23 protein-coding genes are annotated in these 21,175 nt (G+C 74.6%); 9 read left to right on the plus strand and 14 right to left on the minus strand.

Going from position 1 to position 21,175, the window contains the following annotated elements; genetic code table 11:
- The first annotated feature begins 313 nt into the window (after window positions 1–313).
- The 3 genes from R4Z62_RS04480 (at window position 314) to R4Z62_RS04490 (ending at window position 2,440) form a co-directional block, all read left to right on the plus strand.
- Window positions 314–1,093, plus strand: a complete 780-nt coding sequence (locus R4Z62_RS04480; RefSeq protein ID WP_064531509.1) for a TVP38/TMEM64 family protein — start codon at window positions 314–316, stop codon at window positions 1,091–1,093.
- 188 nt (window positions 1,094–1,281) lie between these two features.
- On the plus strand, window positions 1,282–2,157 hold the full coding sequence (locus R4Z62_RS04485) for an undecaprenyl-diphosphate phosphatase (RefSeq protein ID WP_491519182.1): 876 nt from the start codon (window positions 1,282–1,284) through the stop codon (window positions 2,155–2,157).
- Between the two features lie 103 nt (window positions 2,158–2,260).
- On the plus strand, window positions 2,261–2,440 hold the full coding sequence (locus R4Z62_RS04490; RefSeq protein ID WP_037874387.1) for a hypothetical protein: 180 nt from the start codon (window positions 2,261–2,263) through the stop codon (window positions 2,438–2,440).
- Window positions 2,441–2,524: 84 nt separating this feature from the next.
- Here R4Z62_RS04490 and R4Z62_RS04495 read toward each other — a convergent pair whose 3' ends face one another.
- The gene (locus tag R4Z62_RS04495; protein WP_064537228.1) at window positions 2,525–3,265 is read right to left on the minus strand and encodes an SDR family NAD(P)-dependent oxidoreductase; all 741 of its coding nucleotides are present in this window, start codon (window positions 3,263–3,265) and stop codon (window positions 2,525–2,527) included.
- Window positions 3,266–3,355: 90 nt separating this feature from the next.
- Window positions 3,356–3,943 carry a DUF4291 domain-containing protein gene (locus R4Z62_RS04500; RefSeq protein ID WP_064531511.1) on the minus strand — a complete coding sequence of 196 codons (588 nt, stop codon included), beginning with the start codon at window positions 3,941–3,943 and terminating at the stop codon, window positions 3,356–3,358.
- A gap of 233 nt (window positions 3,944–4,176) precedes the next feature.
- Between R4Z62_RS04500 and lnt the strand changes: the two genes are divergently transcribed.
- The gene (lnt, locus tag R4Z62_RS04505) at window positions 4,177–5,757 is read left to right on the plus strand and encodes an apolipoprotein N-acyltransferase (protein WP_491519183.1); all 1,581 of its coding nucleotides are present in this window, start codon (window positions 4,177–4,179) and stop codon (window positions 5,755–5,757) included.
- Here lnt and R4Z62_RS04510 read toward each other — a convergent pair.
- Window positions 5,672–6,586, minus strand: a complete 915-nt coding sequence (locus tag R4Z62_RS04510) for a Gfo/Idh/MocA family protein (protein WP_064531513.1) — start codon at window positions 6,584–6,586, stop codon at window positions 5,672–5,674. The genes lnt and R4Z62_RS04510 overlap by 86 nt on opposite strands.
- A gap of 67 nt (window positions 6,587–6,653) precedes the next feature.
- On the minus strand, window positions 6,654–7,886 hold the full coding sequence (locus tag R4Z62_RS04515) for an FAD-dependent monooxygenase (RefSeq protein WP_491519184.1): 1,233 nt from the start codon (window positions 7,884–7,886) through the stop codon (window positions 6,654–6,656).
- A gap of 113 nt (window positions 7,887–7,999) precedes the next feature.
- Here R4Z62_RS04515 and R4Z62_RS04520 point away from each other — a divergent pair, with 113 nt between their 5' ends.
- From R4Z62_RS04520 to R4Z62_RS04530, 3 genes are all read left to right on the plus strand, one after another.
- Window positions 8,000–8,701, plus strand: coding sequence for a TetR/AcrR family transcriptional regulator (locus R4Z62_RS04520; RefSeq protein WP_491519185.1), 702 nt, complete (start codon window positions 8,000–8,002; stop codon window positions 8,699–8,701).
- A 19-nt stretch (window positions 8,702–8,720) separates the two neighbouring features.
- Entirely contained in the window at window positions 8,721–9,236 is a 516-nt protein-coding gene (locus R4Z62_RS04525) for a DinB family protein (protein WP_064531515.1), read from the plus strand.
- 271 nt (window positions 9,237–9,507) lie between these two features.
- Window positions 9,508–10,029, plus strand: a complete 522-nt coding sequence (locus R4Z62_RS04530) for a hypothetical protein (protein ID WP_491519186.1) — start codon at window positions 9,508–9,510, stop codon at window positions 10,027–10,029.
- A 90-nt stretch (window positions 10,030–10,119) separates the two neighbouring features.
- On the opposite strand, the gene R4Z62_RS04535 is transcribed toward R4Z62_RS04530, so the two are convergent.
- From R4Z62_RS04535 to R4Z62_RS04565, 7 genes are all read right to left on the minus strand, one after another.
- Entirely contained in the window at window positions 10,120–10,647 is a 528-nt protein-coding gene (locus tag R4Z62_RS04535; protein WP_382848698.1) for a hypothetical protein, read from the minus strand.
- Window positions 10,648–10,841: 194 nt separating this feature from the next.
- A complete protein-coding gene (locus R4Z62_RS04540; RefSeq protein ID WP_064531518.1) occupies window positions 10,842–11,525 on the minus strand; it encodes a uracil-DNA glycosylase in 684 nt (227 codons plus the stop codon).
- Window positions 11,526–11,724: 199 nt separating this feature from the next.
- Complete coding sequence (locus R4Z62_RS04545; protein ID WP_018571168.1) at window positions 11,725–12,492, minus strand: SDR family oxidoreductase; 768 nt, start codon at window positions 12,490–12,492, stop codon at window positions 11,725–11,727.
- A 13-nt stretch (window positions 12,493–12,505) separates the two neighbouring features.
- The gene (gene fabG / locus R4Z62_RS04550) at window positions 12,506–13,267 is read right to left on the minus strand and encodes a 3-oxoacyl-ACP reductase FabG (protein ID WP_064531519.1); all 762 of its coding nucleotides are present in this window, start codon (window positions 13,265–13,267) and stop codon (window positions 12,506–12,508) included.
- 160 nt (window positions 13,268–13,427) lie between these two features.
- The gene (locus R4Z62_RS04555; protein ID WP_385494032.1) at window positions 13,428–13,874 is read right to left on the minus strand and encodes a DUF3037 domain-containing protein; all 447 of its coding nucleotides are present in this window, start codon (window positions 13,872–13,874) and stop codon (window positions 13,428–13,430) included.
- A complete protein-coding gene (locus R4Z62_RS04560; RefSeq protein ID WP_491519187.1) occupies window positions 13,871–14,662 on the minus strand; it encodes a HipA family kinase in 792 nt (263 codons plus the stop codon). Before R4Z62_RS04560 ends, R4Z62_RS04555 begins: the two co-directional genes overlap by 4 nt.
- A 118-nt stretch (window positions 14,663–14,780) precedes the next feature.
- The gene (locus R4Z62_RS04565; protein ID WP_064531521.1) at window positions 14,781–15,683 is read right to left on the minus strand and encodes a LysR family transcriptional regulator; all 903 of its coding nucleotides are present in this window, start codon (window positions 15,681–15,683) and stop codon (window positions 14,781–14,783) included.
- A 73-nt stretch (window positions 15,684–15,756) separates the two neighbouring features.
- On the opposite strand from R4Z62_RS04565, the gene R4Z62_RS04570 reads away from it, so the two are divergent.
- Complete coding sequence (locus R4Z62_RS04570; protein WP_491519188.1) at window positions 15,757–16,851, plus strand: DMT family transporter; 1,095 nt, start codon at window positions 15,757–15,759, stop codon at window positions 16,849–16,851.
- Here R4Z62_RS04570 and R4Z62_RS04575 read toward each other — a convergent pair.
- The gene (locus R4Z62_RS04575; protein ID WP_491519189.1) at window positions 16,842–18,173 is read right to left on the minus strand and encodes an aminotransferase class I/II-fold pyridoxal phosphate-dependent enzyme; all 1,332 of its coding nucleotides are present in this window, start codon (window positions 18,171–18,173) and stop codon (window positions 16,842–16,844) included. The two genes, R4Z62_RS04570 and R4Z62_RS04575, sit on opposite strands and share 10 nt — an antisense overlap.
- 35 nt (window positions 18,174–18,208) lie before the next feature.
- Between R4Z62_RS04575 and R4Z62_RS04580 the strand changes: the two genes are divergently transcribed.
- Window positions 18,209–18,892, plus strand: coding sequence for a pyridoxamine 5'-phosphate oxidase family protein (locus R4Z62_RS04580; RefSeq protein WP_355483776.1), 684 nt, complete (start codon window positions 18,209–18,211; stop codon window positions 18,890–18,892).
- An 86-nt stretch (window positions 18,893–18,978) separates the two neighbouring features.
- On the opposite strand, the gene R4Z62_RS04585 is transcribed toward R4Z62_RS04580, so the two are convergent.
- The gene (locus R4Z62_RS04585; RefSeq protein WP_491519190.1) at window positions 18,979–19,929 is read right to left on the minus strand and encodes a DMT family transporter; all 951 of its coding nucleotides are present in this window, start codon (window positions 19,927–19,929) and stop codon (window positions 18,979–18,981) included.
- Window positions 19,930–20,106: 177 nt separating this feature from the next.
- Window positions 20,107–21,123 (minus strand): EamA family transporter, encoded by a 1,017-nt coding sequence (locus R4Z62_RS04590; RefSeq protein ID WP_491519191.1) that lies wholly within the window; start codon window positions 21,121–21,123, stop codon window positions 20,107–20,109.
- Window positions 21,124–21,175 lie beyond the last annotated feature (52 nt).

The following is a 21,175-nucleotide window of genomic DNA, read 5'->3' on the forward strand; positions in this document are numbered from 1 at the left end:
GACGGGACCCCGGGAGAGCGCCGACCCTCCCCCTGCGGGGTCCGCCGGACGATCCGGGGAGGGTCAGCTTCGGGCGCCGTCGACTGCGGCCGTGAGGATCCGGACGGCAGCCTTCGGAGCATCCGCGACCGCGGATGCTGCGAGGAGGAAGGCGTGCCGGAACATGCTCCGATCATCGCCGGACGACCGGCGCGCGTCGAATGGTTTTCGGCCCCGCGGCGGCACCCGGGCGCCCGTACGCGGACCGGCGTCTGTGACGTGGGTGAGACGAACCGTACGGCGATCAGACACACCCGTCGGTTAATGTCACCAGATGCTCGATGCCACCAACCGCTCTGGGGGCACCGCCACGGCCTCTCCCCGGGCCACCGCCGCGGAGCCGGGCGCCGCCGTGCTCACGGCCGCGCCGGTCTCCCTCACCGTGTCCGCCCGCTGCGCGCGCGTGCTGCTGTCGCCGTGGTCGCGGCTGTCCCTGCTGCTGGCGCTGCTCGCGGCGGCCGGGACCTGCGTCCTGCTCTTCCAGCCGCAGAGACTGCTGGCGCACGGCTGGCCGCCGCAGCTCGGCGGGTTCGCGGCCGTGCTGCTGTTCGCGGCGGCGTACGGCGTGTGCACGGTGGCGTTCGTGCCGCGCCCGCTGCTGAACCTCGCCGCGGGCGCGCTGTTCGGCTCGGGCGCGGGACTGGCGGCGGCGCTCGCCGGTACGGTCCTGGGCGCCGGGATCGCCTTCGGGCTCGGCCGGGTGCTCGGGCAGGACGCGCTGCGGCCGCTGCTGCGCGGCCGGTTGCTTCGGGCGGCGGACGGGCAGCTGAGCCGGCACGGTTTCCGTTCGATGCTGGCCGCCCGGCTGTTCCCCGGGGTGCCGTTCTGGGCCGCCAACTACTGCGCCGCCGTCTCCCGCATGGGCTGGCCCGCGTTCCTGCTGGCCACGGCGGTCGGCTCGGTCCCGAACACCGCCGCCTACGCGGTCGCGGGCGCCCGCGCCGCCACCCCCACCTCCCCGGCCTTCCTCGTCGCGATGGCCTGCATCGCCGTACCGGCCCTGGCGGGCGCGGTGGTGGCCTGGCGCAAGCGGCATCATCTGCGCGCGCGTTGAGACCGGGAGCGGGGCGCCGAGCCGAACAGGTGCACACCTCTTCGTAAACGACCGGTAAAGCCCCGGTGGGTTTTTCGTCATGTCGGACCGCTACGCTGCCCCTCGGCACCCCAGGCCCTGCCCGCGGCACACGGCGGCCCGGTGCGCCCGTCGCCCCTGCCCGCTCGGCACTTGGACTCCGTACCCCCATGTCTTGGTTCGCATCGCTCGTCCTCGGACTCGTCCAGGGGCTGACCGAGTTCCTTCCCGTCTCCTCCAGCGCGCATCTGCGGCTGACGGCGGCCTTCTCGGGCTGGGACGACCCCGGCGCCGCCTTCACGGCGATCACCCAGATCGGCACGGAGGCGGCCGTGCTGATCTACTTCCGCAAGGACATCGGGCGCATCGTCGCCGCCTGGTCCCGCTCGCTCTTCGACCGGTCGATGCGCGCGGACCCCGACGCCCGCATGGGCTGGCTGGTCATCGTCGGCTCCGTCCCGATCGGGGTGCTCGGCCTGACGCTCAAGGACCAGATCGAGGGGCCGTTCCGCGATCTGCGGATCACGGCGACGATGCTCGTCGTGGTCGGTGTGGTCATCGGCATCGCCGACCGGACGGCGGCGCGCGACGAGAAGGGCGGCCGGCACCGGGCGCCCCAGCAGCGCAAGTCCCTGCGCGACCTGGGCGTCAAGGACGGTCTGATCTACGGCTGTTGCCAGGCGATGGCGCTGATCCCGGGCGTCTCCCGCTCCGGCGCCACCATCAGCGGCGGCCTCTTCATGGGCTACCGGCGCGAGGCGGCGGCCCGTTACTCCTTCCTGCTGGCCATTCCGGCCGTACTGGCCTCCGGCGTCTTCGAGTTGAAGGACGCGATGGAGACCGGCCAGGTGGTCTGGGGACCGACGCTGTTCGCGACGGTGATCGCGTTCGTGTCGGGATACGGGGTCATCGCTTGGTTCATGGCTTACATCTCGACGAAGAGTTTCATGCCGTTCGTCTGGTACCGGGTGGTGCTGGGCCTGGTCATCATCGGTCTGGTCACGGCCGGTGTACTCAGCCCGCACGCGGCCGAGTCGGCGGAGTGAGCGGCCCGCGGACGCGGGACGGCCTCGCACAGGTGACCGACTCCCTACGGTTCCTGTAGCCGTCCGGTAGCGCTGTGTCAGTGCTTGCCCCTAGGCTTGGGGCATGTCCCCCGATTCCATGGCCCTTGGTTCCGTGCGGTCCGCCGCCGAGCTGAACGAGCAGATCCGGGCGCTCTGGCTGCGTGCGGGCGGGTCCCTGTCGGCCCAGGAGCGCGCGGAGTACGAACTGCTGGTGGTCGAGTGGGCCGCCGCCATCCGGGGCCGGGTGATCAAAGCGGCCTGACCGGCCCGGCCGCCCGCCGCGCGCACCGGCCGTGCCGCCTCCCGACCGCCGGCAGACCCCCGCACCGCGCACGCCACCGCCGGTTCAGCGCCCGCCGGACACCCGCAGCACCGCTCCCGACGCGTAGGAGGCGTCCGGTGACATCAGCCACGCGACGGCGGCGGCGATCTCCTCGGCCCGCCCCGGGCGGCGCAGCGGGATCGCGCCGGAGGCACGGCGGACCCGGTCCGGATCGCCCATCGCCGCGTGCATCTCGGTGTCGATCATGCCCGGCGCGACCGCGTTGACACGGATGCCGTCCGGGCCGAGTTCCTTGGCCAGCCCCAGGGTCAGCGCGTCGACGGCGGCCTTCGTCGCCGCGTAGTGCACATACTCGCCGGGACTGCCGAGCGTGGCGGCGGCGGACGACACGTTCACGATCACACCGCTTCCGCGCGGGGTCATCAGCTGGGCCGCGCGGCGCGAGCACAGCAGCGTGCCCGTGAGGTTGACGTCCACGACCCGGCGCAGGTCGGCCGGGTCCGCGTCGGCGAGGCGGCCCAGCGGCCCGGTCACACCGGCGTTGTTCACCAGCCCCGTCACCGGCCCGAGCCGCTCCTCCGCCACGGCGAACAGCCGCTCGACATCGGCCTCCACCGAGGTGTCCACCCGCACGGCGACGCTGCGCGCCCCGGCCTCCAGCACCTCGTCGGCGACGGCCTCGGCGGCGCCGGTGTCGCGGACGTAGCCGATCACCACGTCATGGCCGTCGCCGGCCAGCCGCCGGCAGACCGCGGCGCCGATGCCCCGGCTGCCCCCGGTGACGACCGTCACGAGTCGCTTCATGCCGACCTCCGGTTCCGTTCCCGCCTGCTCGCGCCGTCCGCGGGCCGGGGCCCCGGCATCCGCGCCGGACACCGCCCGCATGTGATCAGCCTAGGCCCGCACATGCGCGAGCACCTCGTCGTCCAGCGGGTACGGCCGCTCCTCGGGCAGCAGCGCCCGCGCCCGCTCCGGCTCACCCGACCGGACCAACGCGTGGATCTTGGCCGCGAGCGGCGTGACGTCCTCGATCCCGGCGATCCACTCGTCCGCGTACCGGACCGCGGCCTCACCGGCGAGCCCGAGCTGCAGGGAGCGGTACGGCAGCGGAGCGAGCCCCAGGTCCCGCTCCGGGTCCCACTGCACCCGCGCGGGCGCCTGTCTCAGCCGCGCCTGCCAGGAGGCACGGTCACCGTGCAGGGCCGGTACATGGTGCGAGAGGCAGGCGTGCCGCAGCGCCCACTCGAACCCGCCGCGGTCGATCTCGACGGCCAGGACGGTCTCCTGGCCTTCCTTGGTCCCCCAGCCGCAGCGGTACATCATCCAGAGGAACGACGGCTTGATCCAGGTCATCCGGTCCCGCTTCCAGGTGGACGGGAAACGGCCGTCGCGGGCGGCCGGGCCGCCGATCTGCGGGCGGTAGGCCTGGTAGACGGTGATTGTGGACGCGGTGTGGCGGGCGCGGACACCGAAGCGGGGCATCGGCTCGGGAGACTGATCGTTCACGCGCCCAGCATCGGCGGCCGTGCCCGGCGGGGCCAGCGAATATCCGGGGCGCCCGCCCGTCGCGGGCGTCCGCCTCGTCCCCCGTGTCCCACGGTGTCCGGTGCGTCCTCCCGGCCGGTGGCCTGGGCGTCGGGCGGCGGGACGCGCACACTGGATCCACCCGTGGATCACCGGGTGACCGGGGCCGTCGACGGGTAGGAGGGCGCCCTATGGAGAGATTCGGACGCTGGCTCGACTCGCCCTGGCGGCGCGGGGTGCTCGCGGTGCTCGCGGGGGCGCTGCCGATGCTCGCCTTCCCGGCGCCCGCGCTGTGGTGGTTCGCCTACGGCGCGCTGGTGCCGTGGATCCTGCTGGTGCGGTCCGCGCCGACCGCGCGGCGGGCCGCCTACGACGGCTGGTGCGGCGGGCTGGGCTACATGCTGGCCGTGCACCACTGGCTGCTGCCCAGCCTGCATGTGTTCACCGTGGTGCTCGCGGCGCTGCTGGGTGTGCTGTGGGTGCCCTGGGGGTGGCTGGTGCGGCGGTTCCTGGCCGGGCGGCCCTCCGCCGGGCGGGCGGCGGCGGCGCTCGTGGTGCTGCCCTCGGGCTGGCTGGCCGCGGAACTCGTGCGGTCCTGGCAGGGGCTCGGCGGGCCCTGGGGGATGCTGGGCGCCAGCCAGTGGCAGGTGGCGCCCGCGCTGCGCCTGGCGTCGGTGGGCGGGGTGTGGCTGCTCAGCTTCCTGGTGGTGGCCGTCAATGCGGCCCTCGCCCTGCTCGTGGCGGCGCGTGGGGTGCGGGTGCCCGCGGTGGCCGGGCTCGCCGTGACCGCCGCGGTGACCTCCGCGGCGTGGGTGTGGGCGCCGCGTCCCGCCGTCGACGGCCAGGTCCGCGTCGCGGTGGTGCAGCCGGGTGTGGTCGACGGCGCCGAGAGCGGCCAGCGGCGTTTCGACCGGGAGGAGCAGCTGACCCGCGGTCTCGCGGGGCGCGGTGTGGACCTGGTCGTGTGGGGCGAGAGCAGCGTCGGCTTCGACCTGGCCGACCGGCCCGACCTGGCCCGGCGGATCGCGGCCCTCTCCCGGGAGGTCGGCGCGGACGTCCTGGTCAATGTGGACGCCCGGCGCTCCGACCGGCCCGGGATCTACAAGAGTTCCGTGCTCGTCGGACCGCAGGGCCCGACCGGTGAGCGGTACGACAAGATGCGGCTGGTCCCGTTCGGCGAGTACATCCCGGCCCGCTCACTGCTCGGCTGGGCGACCTCCGTCGGCAAGGCCGCGGGCGAGAACCGCAGGCGGGGCACCGAGCAGGTGGTCATGGACGTCGGGCACGGGCTGCGGATCGGCCCGCTGGTCTGCTTCGAGACCGCGTTCCCGGACATGAGCCGCCATCTGGCGCGGGACGGCGCCGGGGTGCTGCTCGCCCAGTCGTCGACGTCGACCTTCCAGCACAGCTGGGCGCCCGAGCAGCACGCCTCGCTCGGCGCGCTGCGGGCCGCCGAGACCGGACGGCCCATGGTGCACGCCACCCTGACCGGCGTGTCCGCCGTCTACGGCCCGGACGGGCGGCGGATCGGCCCCTGGCTGGGCACCGGCGACAGCACCGCCCGGGTGTACGAGGTACCGGTCGCGCACGGCGTCACCCCGTACGTCCGCCTCGGCGACTGGCCGGTGCACGCGGCGCTGCTGGTGCTGGCCGCGGTGGGGGCGCACGAGGGCGTGCGGAAGGTGCTCAGGCGGCGGCGCCGGGGCGCTCCAGCACCGTCCGCACCACGCGCTCGCACAGGTCGTGGGTCTCCAGCGCGTCCCGGGCGCTGAGCACCCGCCCCTCGCGCACGGCGTCGAGGAAGGTCAGCACGGCCTGCTCGATGCCGCGCTGGCGGGCGACGGGCACCCAGTCGCCGCGCCGCCGCAGGGTCGGCTGCCCCTTGTGGTCGACGGTCTCGGAGAGGTTGACCACCTGCCGCTTGGTGTCCTGCCCGGAGACCTCCAGGATCTCCTCGGCGGAGCCGCTGAGCCGGTTCATCACACCGAGCGCGGTGAAGCCGTCCCCGGCCAGTTGCAGCACCACGTGCTCCAGCAGCCCGTCCCGCATCCGGCCGCGCACGGTGACGTCGTCGACCGGTCCCGGCACCAGGAACCGCAGGGTGTCCACGACATGGATGAAGTCGTCGAGGACCATCGTGCGGGGCTCCTCGGGCAGCCCGACCCGGTTCTTCTGGAGCAGGATCAGCTCGCGCGGGTGCTCGGCGCACTGCGCGTACCCGGGCGCGTAGCGCCGGTTGAAGCCGACCATGAGCCCGGCGCCGCGCTCCTCGGCGAGCGCCACCAGGCGGGCGGAGTCGGCGAGTTCGTAGGCGAGCGGCTTGTCGACGTACGTGGGGACGCCGGCCTCCAGGAGCCGGGTGACGATCTCGGGGTGGACGGCGGTGGGCGCGTGCACGAAGGCCGCGTCGAGATCCTGCGCGAGCAGGGAGTCGAGGTCGGCGTGGCGGCGCTCGGCGGGCAGGTGGAGGATGTCGCCGACCCGCTGGAGGGTGGCGGGCGTCCGGGTCTGGATGTGCAGGTCGACGCCGGGCTGCGCGCCGAGGACCGGCAGGTACGCCTTCTGCGCGATGTCGCCCAGTCCGATGCAGCCGACCTTCACGTGCGCTCCTTCGTCGTCGCTCGACCGGCCGTCGCGGACGCCGCCGTGCGGCGCCGTCCGTTCGCGTTCAGCCGTGCTCGTTGCCTCGGGCGGCGGGTGTCCGGCCCGCCCGCACCGCAGCATACGGCGGCTGCGGAGGGCGCCAGTCGGCGACGCCGTCGAAGCCGCGCAGCAGCGCTCCCGGCACGGTCCTGGAGACGGCGGTGACCAGCGCGTCGCGTACGGCGGCACCGGCGCGGCTGCCCGTCATGTTCACGCGGGCGACCCGGACGGCCCGGCGGGTGAGGGCGGTCGCCCGGGGCAGCCGGGCTGCGGTGTAGGCGGCCAGGTCATCGACGTGGTGGGCGAGGACGACGGCGTCCTCGACGGCCAGGTTGCCGCCCTGGCCGAGGGTGGGCGGCATGGCGTGCGCGGCGTCGCCGAGCAGAGCGGTCCGGCCGCGGTGGTAGGCGGGCGGCGGCGGTGCGAGGTGGTGGACGTCGTGGCGGAGCACGTCCTCGGGGCGGGCGGCGGCGAGGACGGCGGGGACCGGGTGGTGCCAGTGGCCGAAGCGGCGCAGGAGTTCGGCGCGTTCGTCGTCGGCGCGCTGCCCGGCGGGCGTCCGCGCCGCGGCGTACGCGTACACCCGGCCGTCCTTGAGCGGGTGGGTGCCCCACAGGCAGCCGCGGCCCCAGGTCTCGTGGGAGGGGAACGCGGCGCCCGGTACCGGGATCATGACGCGCCAGGTCGTGAACCCGGAGTAGACGGGCCCGGGGTGGTCCGGGAACAGGGTCCGGCGGGACGCGGAGTGGATGCCGTCGGCGGCGACCACCAGGTCGGCCTCCAGTTCGCCGTCGGGGGTGGTCACCCGGGCCGGCCTGTGCGCGTCCCCGGGGTCGGCGAGGCGGGCGTCCACGGACGTGCGGACGGTGCCGGGAGGCAACAGCGAGGCCAGCACACCGACCAGCGTGGCCCGGGGCAGCAGCACGATGGGGCCGCCGAAGCGTGCGGCCGCCGCGGCGGCGTCGGTGCGGGCCAGCCAGTGGCCGCCGGGTGTGCGCAGCCCGCCGTCGCCCTGCCAGGCGGCCAGATCGCGGATCCGGTCGCCGACGCCGAGGACGTCCAGGGCGCGCAGGGCGTTCGGGGAGAGGGAGATGGCCGCGCCGACCGGTTCCAGGGAAGGGGCGCGCTCCAGCACGGTGACCCGGCGTCCGGACAGGTGCAGGGCCGCGGCGGCGGCCAGCCCTCCGATGCCCCCGCCGATGATGACGACGGCCGGGGACGGGCCCGCGGACGGGTTCGGGGCTTGGGGCTGGGACATGGCTGCCTCCCGCACAGTCGAGACTACACCTGTAGTGACGCTTGGACACCCCGACCGTACTACGGATGTAGTGAGGTGCACTACGGGCGTAGTCCGCCGGTAGGTTGATCTCCATGCCCGCTCCCGACGCACCCGCCCCGCGCGCCGACAGCCCTGTCAGCCCTGACAGCCCCGATGACCCCGGCACCCCGGACAGCGCCGGTCCCGCCGCCTCCGCCACCCGCGCCGACCGCGTGGCCGACGCCGCCCTCGCGCTGCTCGCCGAGCGCGGGATGCGCGGGCTGACGCACCGGGCCGTCGACGAGGCGGCCGGGCTTCCGCAGGGCTCGACGTCGAACATCGCGCGCACCCGGCAGGCGCTGCTGGAACTGGCCGTACGGAGGCTGGCCGACCGGGAGGCCCGGGTGCTGGCGCTGCACGAGATGCCGGATCCGCGGACCGGCGGCCTGGACTCGCTGGTGGACGGCCTGGCGCTCGCCACCCATCGCGCGCTCACCGGCAACCGCCGGCTGACGCTCGCCCGCTACGAGCTGGCCCTGGAGGCGACCCGCCGCCCGGAGCTGCGCGCCCCCTTCGACGCCGCGGGCGCCCGCTTCCGCGACCAGCTCACCGCACTGGTCACGGCGATGGGCTCCACGGACCCTGAGCGGCATGTGCTGTCCCTCGTCGCGTGGGCGGACGGGCTGATGTTCTCGTGCGTGGCCGGGACCTTCCACGCGCGGCGCCCGCGACTCGACGACGTAAGGGCCGGCCTGCGGGAACTGCTGGGCGGCATGCTCGGGGGCGGGGGAAAAACTCCTGGTGCGAGGGTCTGACCTGCGCGAGGATCAGCGTATGACGACGACCGAACGCCGCGAGCCCGCCCAGAACGCCGACGAGCGCACCATGCTGGACGGCTGGCTGGACTACCACCGGCAGACACTCGCGTGGAAGTGCGAGGGCCTGACCGACGAGCAGTTGCGCACCGCGTCCGCGGAGCCTTCCGGGCTGACCCTGCTGGGGCTGGTGCGGCACATGGCGGAGGTGGAGCGCGGCTGGTTCCGCCGGGTGATGGCGGGCGAGGACGCGCCGCCGATCTACTACGACGACCAGGACCTGGACGGCGACTTCCGCGTCACCGCTGCCGACACCTGGGCCGAGGCCCAGGCCGCCTGGCAGGCGGAGATCGACGCCGCGCGCCGCATCGCCGCCGGACTGAGCCTCGACGACCTCTCCGAGGGCCGCCACAGGTCGAGCGCCGACCCGTTCAACCTGCGCTGGATCTACACGCACATGATCGAGGAGTACGCCCGCCACAACGGCCACGCCGACCTGATCCGCGAGCGCATCGACGGCGCGACCGGAGACTGAGCGCGGCGCCGGGCAAAGGGCGCCGGGGCGAAGGAGGCAACGGGGCGACGGGACGACGGGACGACAGGGCGACAGGGCGACGGGGCGACTACAGGGTCGTAGGGCGTGGCGGTCGCGGGGTCCGGCCACGGCCGTCGCCCGGTACGGCCCGCACCGCAGCGTCACCCGCGCGCCCGGCGGCCACTCCCCGAGGGGCGGGACATCACCCGTGCGGGGCATCCTGCGGCCGTCCGCAGGTCATGCGGGCCGCCGGGGCAGCAGAGTGGCGCGGGTGCATCGAACGACGACCGCCGCAACGCTCCTGATCACCCTGGCCGTCTCGGCCCTCACCGGCTGCGTCACGGTCCAGCGGCCACCTTCCGGTGTCCCGGCGACGGCCTCCGCCGCCGGTCCGGCTGCGCGCCCGGAGGGCGGTACCGGCCCGCGCGCCGTCCAGGCACCCGCCCGGGAGGCCCTGGAACGCGCCGGTTCCTCCGACGGCCCCACGGCACCGGACGCCCGCCCGCGCACGCACACCCCGGCGGCGCCGCCCGCGACATCCGCCGCGACCGGGCCCGCGGCGCGGGACCAGCACCCGGCGCCGCGTTCCACGGCCCCCGGCGCCCCCGGCTACAAGTCCGGCCACGAGACCGCGCCACGGCCGCCGCATCCGCCCGCGCCACGGCACACGACACCCGCCGCCCGGCACGCCGTACCGGCGAACCCGGGCATCTGCGCCCTCGGCAAGGAGTACGGCCACTGGCGTCCGGGCAGTCCGGAGGCGAAGATCTGCGGCCAGACCTACGGGCGTTGAGCGGCCCAGGCCCGGTCACGCATCCCGCCTCCGTGTCCTTCCTGCACGCCCCGCCCCGCCCGCGCAGCCGCGGCGCCCGGCCGTCCGCCGCTACGACCGCTGGCGGGGCGGTCCGCCCGGGTCCTCTCCCGGTCCGGCCGGGCCGTCCTCGCCCAACCGCAGCTCCAGGTGGTGGATGGCCGCGCGGACGCCGTCGCCGTAGCTGTCCTCGGCGAGGGAGGCGGCGGTGCCGCGGGCGCGGCGCAGATGGCTGCGGGCGGCCTCGCTGCGGCCGAGCTTCACATAGTCGGCGGCCAGGTTCAGGTGCAGGCACGGATACAGGGCCCGGACCGCTGGCGCGCCCTCGTGCCCCGGGCGCCGCTCGCCCGTGAGTTCCTCGGCGGCGGACAGCGCCCTGAGGTCCCAGGCCAGTTCGTCCGAGGGATCGTCCTGGGTGTCGGCCAGGTAGTGCGCCAGGGTGCAGCGGTGCAGCGGGTCGCCGTCCTCGCCCAGCTCGTGCCAGAGCGCGAGGAAACGCACGCGGGCCTCCTCGCGGTCACCGGCGTGGTGCAGGATGACGCTCTGACCGATCCGCGTCAGCACGGCGTCGCCCGCCGTCTGCTCCTGCCGCTCCGTCACGGCGCCTCCAGCCCTGCCAGCCTTGTGCCCGACCCGACTCCCCCGACGCTAACCGCACCCACCGGCAATCCGGCTCAGGCAGCCCCGGACGGGACACGACACAGGACGCACGGCGCCGTGACGACGGGCCGGCCGACAGGTGGCGCGCCCCTGACCGCCGCGCCACCCGGTCCCCCGGCTCCCGGCCTTCCGGCTCAGCCCAGGTTCGGGATCTGCCAGTCGATCGGCTGGTGTCCCTGCGCCGCGACCGCCTCGTTGATCTGGGTGAACGGACGGGAGCCGAAGAACTTCTTCGCGGACAGCGGCGAGGGGTGCGCGCCCTTGACCACCACGTGCCGGGTCTCGTCGATCAGGGGCAGCTTCTTCTGCGCGTAGTTGCCCCAGAGCACGAAGACGGCCGGGTCGGGACGGTCGGCCACCGCGCGGATCACCGCGTCGGTGAACTTCTCCCAGCCGCGCCCCTTGTGGGAGTTGGCCTCGCCGGAGCGGACCGTGAGCACCGCGTTCAGCAGCAGCACGCCCTGCCGGGCCCACGGCATCAGATAGCCGTTGTCCGGGATCTCGGTGCCCAGCTCCTCGCGCATCTCCTTGTAGATGTTCCGCAGCGACGGCGGGACCTTGACGCCGGGGCGCACCGAGAAGCACAGGCCGTGGCCCTGCCCCTCGCCGTGGTACGGGTCCTGACCGAGGACGAGGACCTTCACCTGGTCGTAGGGCGTGGCGTCCAGCGCGGCGAAGACCTCCTCGCGCGGCGGATACACGGGACCCTTCGCCCGCTCCTCCTCGACGAACTCGGTCAGCTCCTTGAAGTAGGGCTGCTGCAGCTCGTCACCCAGAACCCCGCGCCAGGACTCGGGCAGCATGGCGATGTCGGTCACGTCAACGTCCTCACGATCTATGGTCACTTCCTGCCCACAGAACCTACAGGCGCCCACTGACAACGCCGCACGGAGAGCCCGCCGGAGACCGACGCGGGACACCACCGGCACACCGGCCGCGTGCCTGTGCACCGGTGGCCTGTGTACCGGTGGTGCCTGTGTGTACCCGGTGGTGCCGGTGTGGGTGTCCCCGGCCGGATCAGCCCACGCCCGCGTTGAGGAAGAGGCCGCCGTCGACGACGAGCGTCTGGCCGGTGACCCAGTCGGACTGCTCGGAGGTGAGGAACGCCGCCGCGCCGCCGATGTCGGTGGGCACGCCGAGCCGGCCGAGCGGGTACGCCGCGGCGGCCTCGTCCTCGCGGCCCTCGAACAGGGCCTGCGCGAACCGTGTCTTCACCACGCCCGGCGCGATGGCGTTGACCCGCACCTTCGGCGCGAACTCGTGCGCGAGCTGCTGGGTGAGGTTGATCATCGCGGCCTTGCTGATGCCGTACGCGCCGATGAACGGCGAGGGCGCGAGACCGGCGATCGAGGAGATGTTGACGATGGCGCCGCCGTTGTCCTTCTGCCAGGCGTGCCAGGTGCGCTGGGCGAAGCCGAGCGCGGAGATCACGTTGGTCTCGAAGACCTTGCGCGCCACGTTCAGGTCGAGGTCGGCGATCGGGCCGAAGACCGGGTTGGTGCCGGCGTTGTTGACCAGGTGGTCGACCCGTCCGAACACCTCCATCACCCGGTCGACGGCCACCGCCTGGTGGGCCTCGTCGTGGGCCTTGCCCGCGACGCCGATGACCCGGTCGGAACCGAGCCGTTCGACGGCCTCCTTGAGCGCGTCCTCGTTGCGGCCGGTGATGCAGACCCGGTCGCCCCGGGCCACCAGTGCCTCGGCGACGCCGTAGCCGATGCCGCGGCTGGCGCCGGTGACGAGGGCGACCTTGCCCGACAGCGGGGGCAGTTCCTCGGAAGTCATGTGCGTGTGTCCCTCAGTTGAGCGGTCCGCCGGCGACATACAGGACCTGGCCGGAGACGAAACCTGCGGCGTCGCCCGTGAAGAAGGCGATGGCGTTGGCGATGTCCTCCGGCTCGCCGACGCGCTGCACCGGGATCTGGGTGGCGGCGGCGGCCTTGAAGTCCTCGAAGCCCATGCCGACGCGCTCGGCGGTGGCCTTGGTCATCTCGGTGGCGATGAAGCCGGGGGCCACCGAGTTGGCGGTGATGCCGAACTTGCCCAGCTCCTTGGCCAGGGTCTTGGTGAAGCCCTGGAGGCCCGCCTTGGCGGCCGCGTAGTTGGCCTGGCCGCGGTTGCCGAGCGCGGAGGACGAGGAGAGGTTGACGATCCGGCCGAAGCCCGCGTCCACCATGTGCTTCTGGACCGCGCGGGCCATCAGGAAGGAGCCGCGCAGATGCACGCTCAGGACGGTGTCCCAGTCGGAGGCGCTCATCTTGAACAGCAGGTTGTCCCGGAGCACGCCCGCGTTGTTGACGAGGATCGTCGGCGCGCCGAGCTCCTCGACGACGCGCGCGACCGCCGCCTCGACCTGCGCCTCGTCGGAGACGTCGGCGCCGATCGCGACGGCCCGGCCGCCGGCCGCGGTGATCGTCTCCACGGTGCCCTTGCAGGCGGCCTCGTCGAGGTCGATCACGGCGACGGCGCGGCCCTCGGCGGCCAGCCGTACGGCGGTGGCGGCACCGATGCCGCGTGCGGCTCCGGTGACGACGGCGACCCGCTGGTCAGTGGTGGACATTGCTGCTTCTCCTCGCCCTTGAGAGAACCTGCCCGGACCGGGCCCGGAGCCCGGCCGGTGAATCCGGTCAGCGGTGAGCGACCGCTTAGTACCTCTGGTGGACGTGACGCTAGAAGCCCTGGCACCCGGTGTCAACGGCACGCCCGCCACGTGTGATCCATTACCTCACCAGGAGATCGAGCAACCGTTGCGCCTCCGCGGCCGGGTCGAGGGTGAGTCCGGTGTGCACGGGACCCGGCTGGACGATCGTGGAACGCGGCGCGACCAGCCAGCGGAAGCGCCGGCCGGCGTCGTCCCCGGCCGCCTGCCCGGCCGCCGCACCGCCCGCGCACACGCCCTCGACGGCGGCGAGCGCGGCCCGCACGCCCGCCACGTCGGCGTCCGGGTCGAGCGCCCGCAGCCGCGCCTCGTCGAGATGGGTGCGGGCGCCGACGTACGCCTTGGCCCGGCAGTAGACGAGCACTCCGGCGTTGAGGCACTCGCCGCGCTCGATCCGCGGGACGATCCGCAGCAGGGCGTACTCGAAGACGTCCCGGTCACTCGTCCGGCTGCCGATGATGTGGCGCTCGCCCGCCTGTCGGCCGCCGAGGATGTGGTGGTCGCTCACGTGGTCCCCCCGTTCCCTTCGGAGTCCTGGCTGCCCTGGATTCCCTGGATGCGTTCGTGGATCACCGCGGCCCGCGCGAGCAGCGGCCGGGCGTAGGCGCGGCGCAGTTCGCCGGGGGTGGCGAAGCCGGGCTCGTCCGTCAGCCAGGCGTCCGGGATCTCGGCGGTCACCTCGGCGAGCAGGTCCTCGGTGATCCGCGGTGCCAGATCCGCGGCGGCGGCCGCGACATCCGGGGCGAAGCACGCGAGGGCGTGGTCGGAGGCGTCGTACGGACGGGCCGCGGACGCCTCGGCGCCCGGCCAGTTGTGCTGCCAGATCATGGTGGCGCCGTGGTCGATCAGCCACAGCGCGCCGCGCCATCTGAGCAGGTTCGGGTTGCGCCAGGAGCGGTCCACGTTGTTCACCAGCGCGTCGAACCAGACGATCCGCCCGGCCTCCTCGGCGTCCACCGGGAAGGCCAGCGGGTCGAAGCCGAGGGCACCGGAGAGGAAGTCCATCCCGAGGTTGCCCCCGCCGCTGGAGCGCAACAGCTCCTGGACCCGCTCGTCGGGTTCACCGAGACCGAGCACCGGATCCAGGCCGACGACCGCGAGGGACGGCACACGGAACCCCAGCCTCCGGGCCAGTTCACCGCAGACGACCTCGGCGACGAGCGTCTTGCGGCCCTGACCGGCGCCGCTGAACTTCAGGACGTACGTGCCGAGGTCGTCGGCCTCGACGAGCCCCGGCAGCGAACCGCCCTCACGGAGCGGTGTGATGAACCGGGTCGCGTTGACTTCCTTGAGCATCGCCCCAGGCTACTGGGGGCACGCACCCCTCCGGCCGCCCTGTGGACAACGCGCGCGGACACCGGCGCGGCCGGGCGGGCGGACCGGTGTCCGCGCGCCGGCCGGGCGGCCCGGCCCTTCAGCCGAGCTGGTCACCCGCGGCGCGCAGGGCCTCCACCGCCGCCCGGATCGAGGGGCGGCGGTCGGCGTCGGCCCGCCACACGGCGTAGACGTGCCGCCGCACCGCCTGCCGCACCGGAACGGCCCGCACCCCGGCCGGCAGCGGCCCCCGCCCCAGGCGCGGCGCCACGCACACCCCGAGGCCGGCCGCGACCAGCGCGAGCTGGGTGGCGTGCTCCTGGGCGCGGTGCGCCACACGGGGTTCCACCCCCTTGGAGCGCAGGGTGTCGAGCAGCCACTCGTGGCAGAACTCGTCGTCGCCCCAGCTGATCCAGTCGTCGGCGGCGAAGTCCTCCAGCCCGGCGTCGGCGCGGTCCGCGTGCGGATGCGCGGCGGGCAGCGCCACATCCACGGGGTCGTCGAGGAGCGGCGCCCGGACGAGCCCCTCGGGGACGGGCAGCGGCTTGTTGTACCAGTCGAGGACCACGGCGAGGTCGGCGTCACCGCGCAGCACGGCCCGTACGGCGGGGGCGGGTTCCACCTCGGCGGTGGTGACACCGAGTGCCGGGTGCCGGGCGCGCAGATGGCACAGCGCCGCCGGGAACAGGCCGCGCGCACCCGTGGGGAACGCGGCCAGCCGCAGTTCGCCGACCACCTGCCCGCGCTGGGCCTCCAGATCGGACTGGGCCAGCTCCACCTGGGAGAGGATGCGCGCCGCGTGTTCGGCGAGCAGCCGCCCGGCGTCGGTGAGGCGTACGCCCCGGCCGTTCCTGGCCAGGAGCCGCTGGCCCACCTCGCGTTCCAGCTTCGCCAGCTGCTGCGAGACGGCCGAGGTCGTCACGTGCAGTCCGTCGGCCGCGCCGCTGACCGAGCCGTGCCGGGCGAGGGCGTCGAGGGTCCGCAGGCGCTCCAGGTTCAACATGTAAGCGATACTACGAGGTACAGCGCGCGAATTCTCGATTGTGCTACGAGGTTGAGCGCGGCACGCTACGAGCATGACCACCGCGACCGCCGCCGCCTTGCCGTCCCCGCCGTCCCCTTCCCCGAGGGCCCGCCGCCCCGCGCACTGGCGGGTCCGGTTCGCCTTCCTGGCGCTGGTCTGGGGCTTCAGCTTCCTGTTCATGAAGGTGGGCACGCGCAGCTTCGCGCCGTTCCAGGTGACGCTGGGGCGGCTGGTGTTCGGCACGGCGGTGCTGGCCGTGGCGATGGCGGTGAAGCGGGAGCGGCTGCCGCGCGGTGCGCGCACCTGGGGCCATCTGGCGGTCGCCGGGTTCTTCCTCAACGCGCTGCCGTTCTCGCTCTTCGCCTACTCGGAGCTGACCATCCCGTCCACGCTGGCGGGCATCTGCAACGCCACCTCGCCGCTGTGGGGCATGGTGCTCTCGCTGGTCGCCCTCTCCGAGGACCGCCCGACCCGGGTGCGGGTGGCGGGGCTCGGGCTCGGCTTCCTCGGGGTGCTCACGGTGCTCGGCGCCTGGCAGGGCTTCCACGGCCTGGACGCGGGCGGCACGGCGATGGCGCTGCTGGCCTCGCTGAGCTACCCGGTCGGCTGGATCTACGTCCGTCGCACGCTGGCCGGCGCCCCGGAGTCGCACCTGTCCCTGACCGGCGGGCAGTTGCTGCTGGCCACGGTGCAACTGGCGGTCGTCACGCCGCTGTTCACGGACGTACCGGCCCAGGTGGACCTGCTGCCGCTGCTGGCGGTCGCCGCGCTGGGCGCGCTCGGCACCGGGTTCGCCATGCTCGTGCAGTACGGGCTGGTCGCCGAGGTGGGGCCCACCACGGCCCAGATGGTGACCTATTTCGTGCCGGTCATCGCGGCCGCCGCCGGGGTCGCCGTCCTCGGTGAGGAGCTGACCTGGTCGACTCCGGTCGGCGCGGTAATCGTGCTGGCGGGCGCGGCCCTGACCCAGGCCGGGCCGCGCGGCAGGACAGGGCGGTCCGCCCCCGAAGCCACGGCCACGCCCGCGCCGACACTCCCGGCCACGGCCACGGCCGCCGAGAGCCGGCGGTCCGAGGAACCGTCCGGACAGCCCGAGCCGTCCGGACAGCCCTCCCGCCCCGTACCGGCGGCGCCCGCTCAGACGTAGCTGCGCGCCGCGGCCGGTTCCAGCGCCGCCGCCACCGCGTCCGCCAGCCGCTCGGTCTCCTCCCCGCGCAGCGTCGAGACGGTGATGCGGATGCCCGGAGGCTCGCTGAGCCGGTAGCGGGCGCCGGGGGCGACGGCCCAGCCCGCGTGCAGCAGCCGGGCGACGGCACCGGTCTCGTCCGGCACCGGCACCCACACGTTCATCCCGCTGCGCCCGCGCGCGGCCACCCCGCGCTCCGCCAGCGCGCCGATCAGCCGCTCGCGCCGCTCGTCGTACCGGGCCGCCACGGCGCCGCTTTCCGGCGCGCCGTCCGTCAGCAGCCGCAGCACGGCCCGCTGCACCAGCAGGCTCACCCAGCCGGGCCCGAGCCGCTGCCGTCCGCGCACCCGGTCCACGGTCACCTCGTCACCGGTGAGCACGGCCAGACGCAGATCGGGACCGTACGCCTTGGCGACCGAGCGGACGAAGGCCCAGTGCCGGGTGGTCCCGGCGAGCGGGTGCAGCGGGACGTCGACGATGCCGTGGCCGTGGTCGTCCTCGATCAGCAGGGTCTCCGGGTGTTCGGCCAGGACGGCACGCAGGGCACGCGCGCGCGTGGCGCTCAGCGCGGCGCCGGTCGGGTTCTGTGCCCGGTCGGTGACGATCAGGGCGCGCGCACCGCCCGCCAGCGCTCGCCGCACGGCCTCGGGGTGCGGCCCCTCGTCGTCCACGCGGACCGGCACGGTCCGCAGCCCGAGCGCCGGCACCAGGTCGAGCGTGCGGCCCCAGCCCGGGTCCTCCACGGCGACGGTGTCCCCCTGCTTGAGATGGGCGGTGAGGACCCGTTCGACGCCGTCCAGCGAGCCGGTCACCACCGCGAGGGGCCCGTCCGGCACGCCCGCGGCGTCCAGTGCGGCACGGGCGGCGCGCGCCAGGCCCGGGTCCACGGCCAGGTCGCCGTAGAGGACGGGCGCGCGGTCGGCCTCGGCCGTCGCGGCGGCGAAGGCCGGTGCCAGCGGCGGCAGCAGGGCCGGGTCCGGGTTGCCCGCGGACACGTCCCGCACGCCCTCGGGCACATCCACACGGATGCGGTCGCGTCCGGTGGTGGCGGGCGCGGGCCGCACCCGGCTGCCGCGGCGCCCGGCCGTCTCGATGACCCCGCGCTCGCGCAGCACGCGGTACGCGGCGGCCACGGTGTTCGGATTGACGCCGAGCTGTGTCGCCAACTCCCGCATGGGAGGCAGCAGTTGCCCCGGCTCCAGCTCTCCCGAGCCCACCGCCCGCTCGACGCTCGACGCGATGTCCGCTGCGCGACGGCCCTCGATCCGATATTCTCCTAGCACAAAGCCAATTATGCACTAGTGCAATGGAGACCGCAATGCAGGGGACCTCGCAGCCGACACCGCCGGCCGACACCTACCCCCGGACCGACCGCACCGTCCCCACCCGGTCCGCGCAGAAGGCCGCGTACGACAAGGAACTGGTGCACGCGATACTCGACGAGGGATACGTCTGCCACCTGGGCTTCGTCCGTGACGGGGCGCCCGTGGTGCTGCCGACGCTCTACGGCCGGGTCGGCGAGCGGCTGTACGTGCACGGTTCGACCGGTTCACGCCCGCTGCGCATGGCCGGCCAGGCCGACCCGGGCCTCGCGGTCTGTCTGACGGTCACCCATGTCGACGGCCTGGTGCTGGCCCGCTCCGCCTTCCACCACTCGGTCAACTACCGCAGTGTCGTGGTGCACGGCACCGCCCACCAGGTGACCGACCCCGAGGAGAAGCGGACGGCCCTGGACGCGCTGGTGGACCACGTGGTGCCCGGCCGGGCGGCCGACTCCCGCCCCGGCAACACGAAGGAACTCGCCGCCACCGCCGTGCTCCGCCTGGACCTCGCGGAGGTCTCCGCCAAGCTGCGCACCGGCGGTGTGAACGAGGAGCCCGAGGACCTCGGCCTCCCGTACTGGGCCGGGGTGGTCCCGGTCCGCACGGTGTACGGCACGCCGCTCGCCGAACCGGACCTCGCCGCCGGTGTCGAGGTCCCCGGCTACCTCTCGGAGCTGTGACGGCGGCGCGACGAGCGCCGTAGGGGAACTCCGGGAGGGCCCCGCCCGGGACGGCGGATCCCGGGCGGGGCCTCCCCCACCTCCCGTCACACCAGGGCGGGTTCCTCCTCGGCGGTCCGTGCCGCGCGGGTCTCCGCGACGGCGAGGCCGCCGACCGAGCCGAGCATCAGCGCGGTGCCGACGAGGGTCGCCGCCGTCAGCCGCTCCCCGAGCAGGACGACCGCCAGCACGGCCGCGCTGACCGGCTCCAGGAGCATGATCACGGACACGGTGGCCGAGCGGACGACCGCCGCGCCCGCGAAGTACAGGGCGTAGGCGAGTGCGGTGGGCACCGTGCCGATGTAGGCCAGCAGCCACAGCAGCCGGACCGGTTCGACGGTGTGCGGCATCAGCCCCTCGGCCGCGGCGAGCGGCAGCACGCACAGCGTGGCCACCGCGAACGCCCCCACGGTCGTGGCGGAGTGGTCGGCGCCGCCGTCCCGGCCCCAGCGGCGGGTCAGCAGCGTCATCCCGCTGTACCCGGCCGCGGAGGCGAGGGCGAGCAGGACACCCCACGGCCGTACGGTGGCGCCACCGCTGCCCAGTACCAGCACGGTGAGCCCGGCCAGCGCCCCGGCGACAGCGGCGGCGCCGGACCGGCCGAGCCGTTCGCCCAGCGTGAGCCGGGCGCCGAGCGCGATGAGCACCGGCCCGGCGCCGAGGGTGACGACGGTCGCCACCGCGAGGCCGGTCGCGGAGACGGCGGCGAAGTAGGCGGTCTGGAAGACGGCGAGCCCGAACCCGGTGGCACCGGCCCGCAGCAGGACGGCACGGCGGCCGACGGGCGCCGCGGGCCGCACGCGCGGGCGCAGCAGGCGGACGGCGAGCAGCAGCACGACGCCCACGGCGCAGCGCCAGAAGGACAGGGCGGCCGGTCCCATGTCACTGGCGCGGTAGACCAGGGAGGCGGCGGCACCGGCGGTGCCCCAGGCGGCACCGGCGACGATCAGACAGAGGAGGCCACGCCCGAGGGACAGGCCGGAGGAAGCATGCGACACGAGTTCTCTCCGCAGAGGTGCAGAAGTTCGGGAAGGAGGACCCCGGTTCGGCGGGGTCGTCGGACTTCTTCTGCGGGCAGCACCGTCCGGCCCGGCATGGCGCCGGACCGGCCGAAGGGCCCGCCTCAGGCGGCGGGCGGCGAGACGGTTCGCGCGGGCGTGTGCATGGTCCGCAGCCTAGCGCCTGTCCTGGATCGTGGTGCCGCGCGCCGACAACTCCCGCTCCGCGGCACCGTCCGCGGCCGGCGCCGTCGCGCTCCCGGCGGGCGCCGAGGACTGCGCGATGAACGCGCCCAGCAGGACCACGGCGCCGCCCGCCACCTGCGGCGCGGACAGGTGTTCGCCGAGCAGCACCCAGGCCAGCACGGTCGCGATGACCGCCTCCAGGCACGCCACCACACCCGCGACCTGCGGGGAGAGCCGGCGCACCGAGAGCACGCCGGTGACGTACGCGAGGACCGTGGCGACCAGCACGATCCAGACCAGCAGGACGACGGCCGGGACCTGGGTCCCGTTCATCCGGGCGGAGTGCGCGAGGACCGACCAGTCCATGCCCCAGGGCCGCGCCACGGCGGTCAGCACGACGGCGCCGACGAGCAGCCCGTACGCGATGACGCCGAGCGGGTCGGGTGCCTGGTCGCCCGCGTCGCCGCCCTGGTCGGAGAGGACGAAGTAGCCGACCTGGCAGCAGGCCGCGCCGAGGGCGAGCAGCAGGCCGAGCGGGGCGAAGCCCAGCCCGGACCACACCTCGACGACACAGGCGAGTCCGCCCGCCGCGAGGACCACGCCGAGCGCGGCGGCCCGGGTGACCGGCCGCCGCTGCACGAAGCGGACCCAGCCGAGGACCAGGGCCGGTGCCAGGTACTCAATGAGCAGCGCCACACCGACGGGGATACGGGAGAGCGCGGCGAAGTAGCAGGCCTGGACGCCTGCCACGGCGAGCAGTCCGAACCCGGCGAGCAGGGCGGGGCGCCGGCGCAGCAGCGCGCGGTGGCGGACGGCGAGCGGCACCATGACCAGGGCCGCGCCGGTGACGCGCAGCCAGACGACGTGCAGCGGGTCGAGGCCCGCCTCGATCAGCGGTTTGGCCGCGACCCCCGAGCCGCCGAAGGCGACCGCGGAGACGAGCGCGAGACCGAGCCCGACGCCTCTGCCGGACTGCCGCTGACTGATCCCAGACGTAACCACCGGCACATGATGACAGGCGGCGACATGAGCGTCACTCCTGTTGGCACCTGTCTCACCG

Source organism: Streptomyces sp. PL-25 (genome assembly GCF_058344915.1).

Bases quoted from the DNA above. Each gene is read 5' to 3' on its own strand.
- R4Z62_RS04480 (WP_064531509.1), top strand. From the start codon at position 314: ATGCTCGATGCCACCAACCGCTCTGGGGGCACCGCCACGGCCTCTCCC.
- R4Z62_RS04485 (WP_491519182.1), top strand. From the start codon at position 1,282: ATGTCTTGGTTCGCATCGCTCGTCCTCGGACTCGTCCAGGGGCTGACC.
- R4Z62_RS04490 (WP_037874387.1), top strand. From the start codon at position 2,261: ATGTCCCCCGATTCCATGGCCCTTGGTTCCGTGCGGTCCGCCGCCGAG.
- R4Z62_RS04495 (WP_064537228.1), bottom strand. From the start codon at position 3,265: ATGAAGCGACTCGTGACGGTCGTCACCGGGGGCAGCCGGGGCATCGGC.
- R4Z62_RS04500 (WP_064531511.1), bottom strand. From the start codon at position 3,943: ATGCCCCGCTTCGGTGTCCGCGCCCGCCACACCGCGTCCACAATCACC.
- lnt (WP_491519183.1), top strand. From the start codon at position 4,177: ATGGAGAGATTCGGACGCTGGCTCGACTCGCCCTGGCGGCGCGGGGTG.
- R4Z62_RS04515 (WP_491519184.1), bottom strand. From the start codon at position 7,886: ATGTCCCAGCCCCAAGCCCCGAACCCGTCCGCGGGCCCGTCCCCGGCC.
- R4Z62_RS04520 (WP_491519185.1), top strand. From the start codon at position 8,000: ATGCCCGCTCCCGACGCACCCGCCCCGCGCGCCGACAGCCCTGTCAGC.
- R4Z62_RS04525 (WP_064531515.1), top strand. From the start codon at position 8,721: ATGACGACGACCGAACGCCGCGAGCCCGCCCAGAACGCCGACGAGCGC.
- R4Z62_RS04545 (WP_018571168.1), bottom strand. From the start codon at position 12,492: ATGACTTCCGAGGAACTGCCCCCGCTGTCGGGCAAGGTCGCCCTCGTC.
- fabG (WP_064531519.1), bottom strand. From the start codon at position 13,267: ATGTCCACCACTGACCAGCGGGTCGCCGTCGTCACCGGAGCCGCACGC.
- R4Z62_RS04560 (WP_491519187.1), bottom strand. From the start codon at position 14,662: ATGCTCAAGGAAGTCAACGCGACCCGGTTCATCACACCGCTCCGTGAG.
- R4Z62_RS04565 (WP_064531521.1), bottom strand. From the start codon at position 15,683: ATGTTGAACCTGGAGCGCCTGCGGACCCTCGACGCCCTCGCCCGGCAC.
- R4Z62_RS04570 (WP_491519188.1), top strand. From the start codon at position 15,757: ATGACCACCGCGACCGCCGCCGCCTTGCCGTCCCCGCCGTCCCCTTCC.
- R4Z62_RS04580 (WP_355483776.1), top strand. From the start codon at position 18,209: ATGCAGGGGACCTCGCAGCCGACACCGCCGGCCGACACCTACCCCCGG.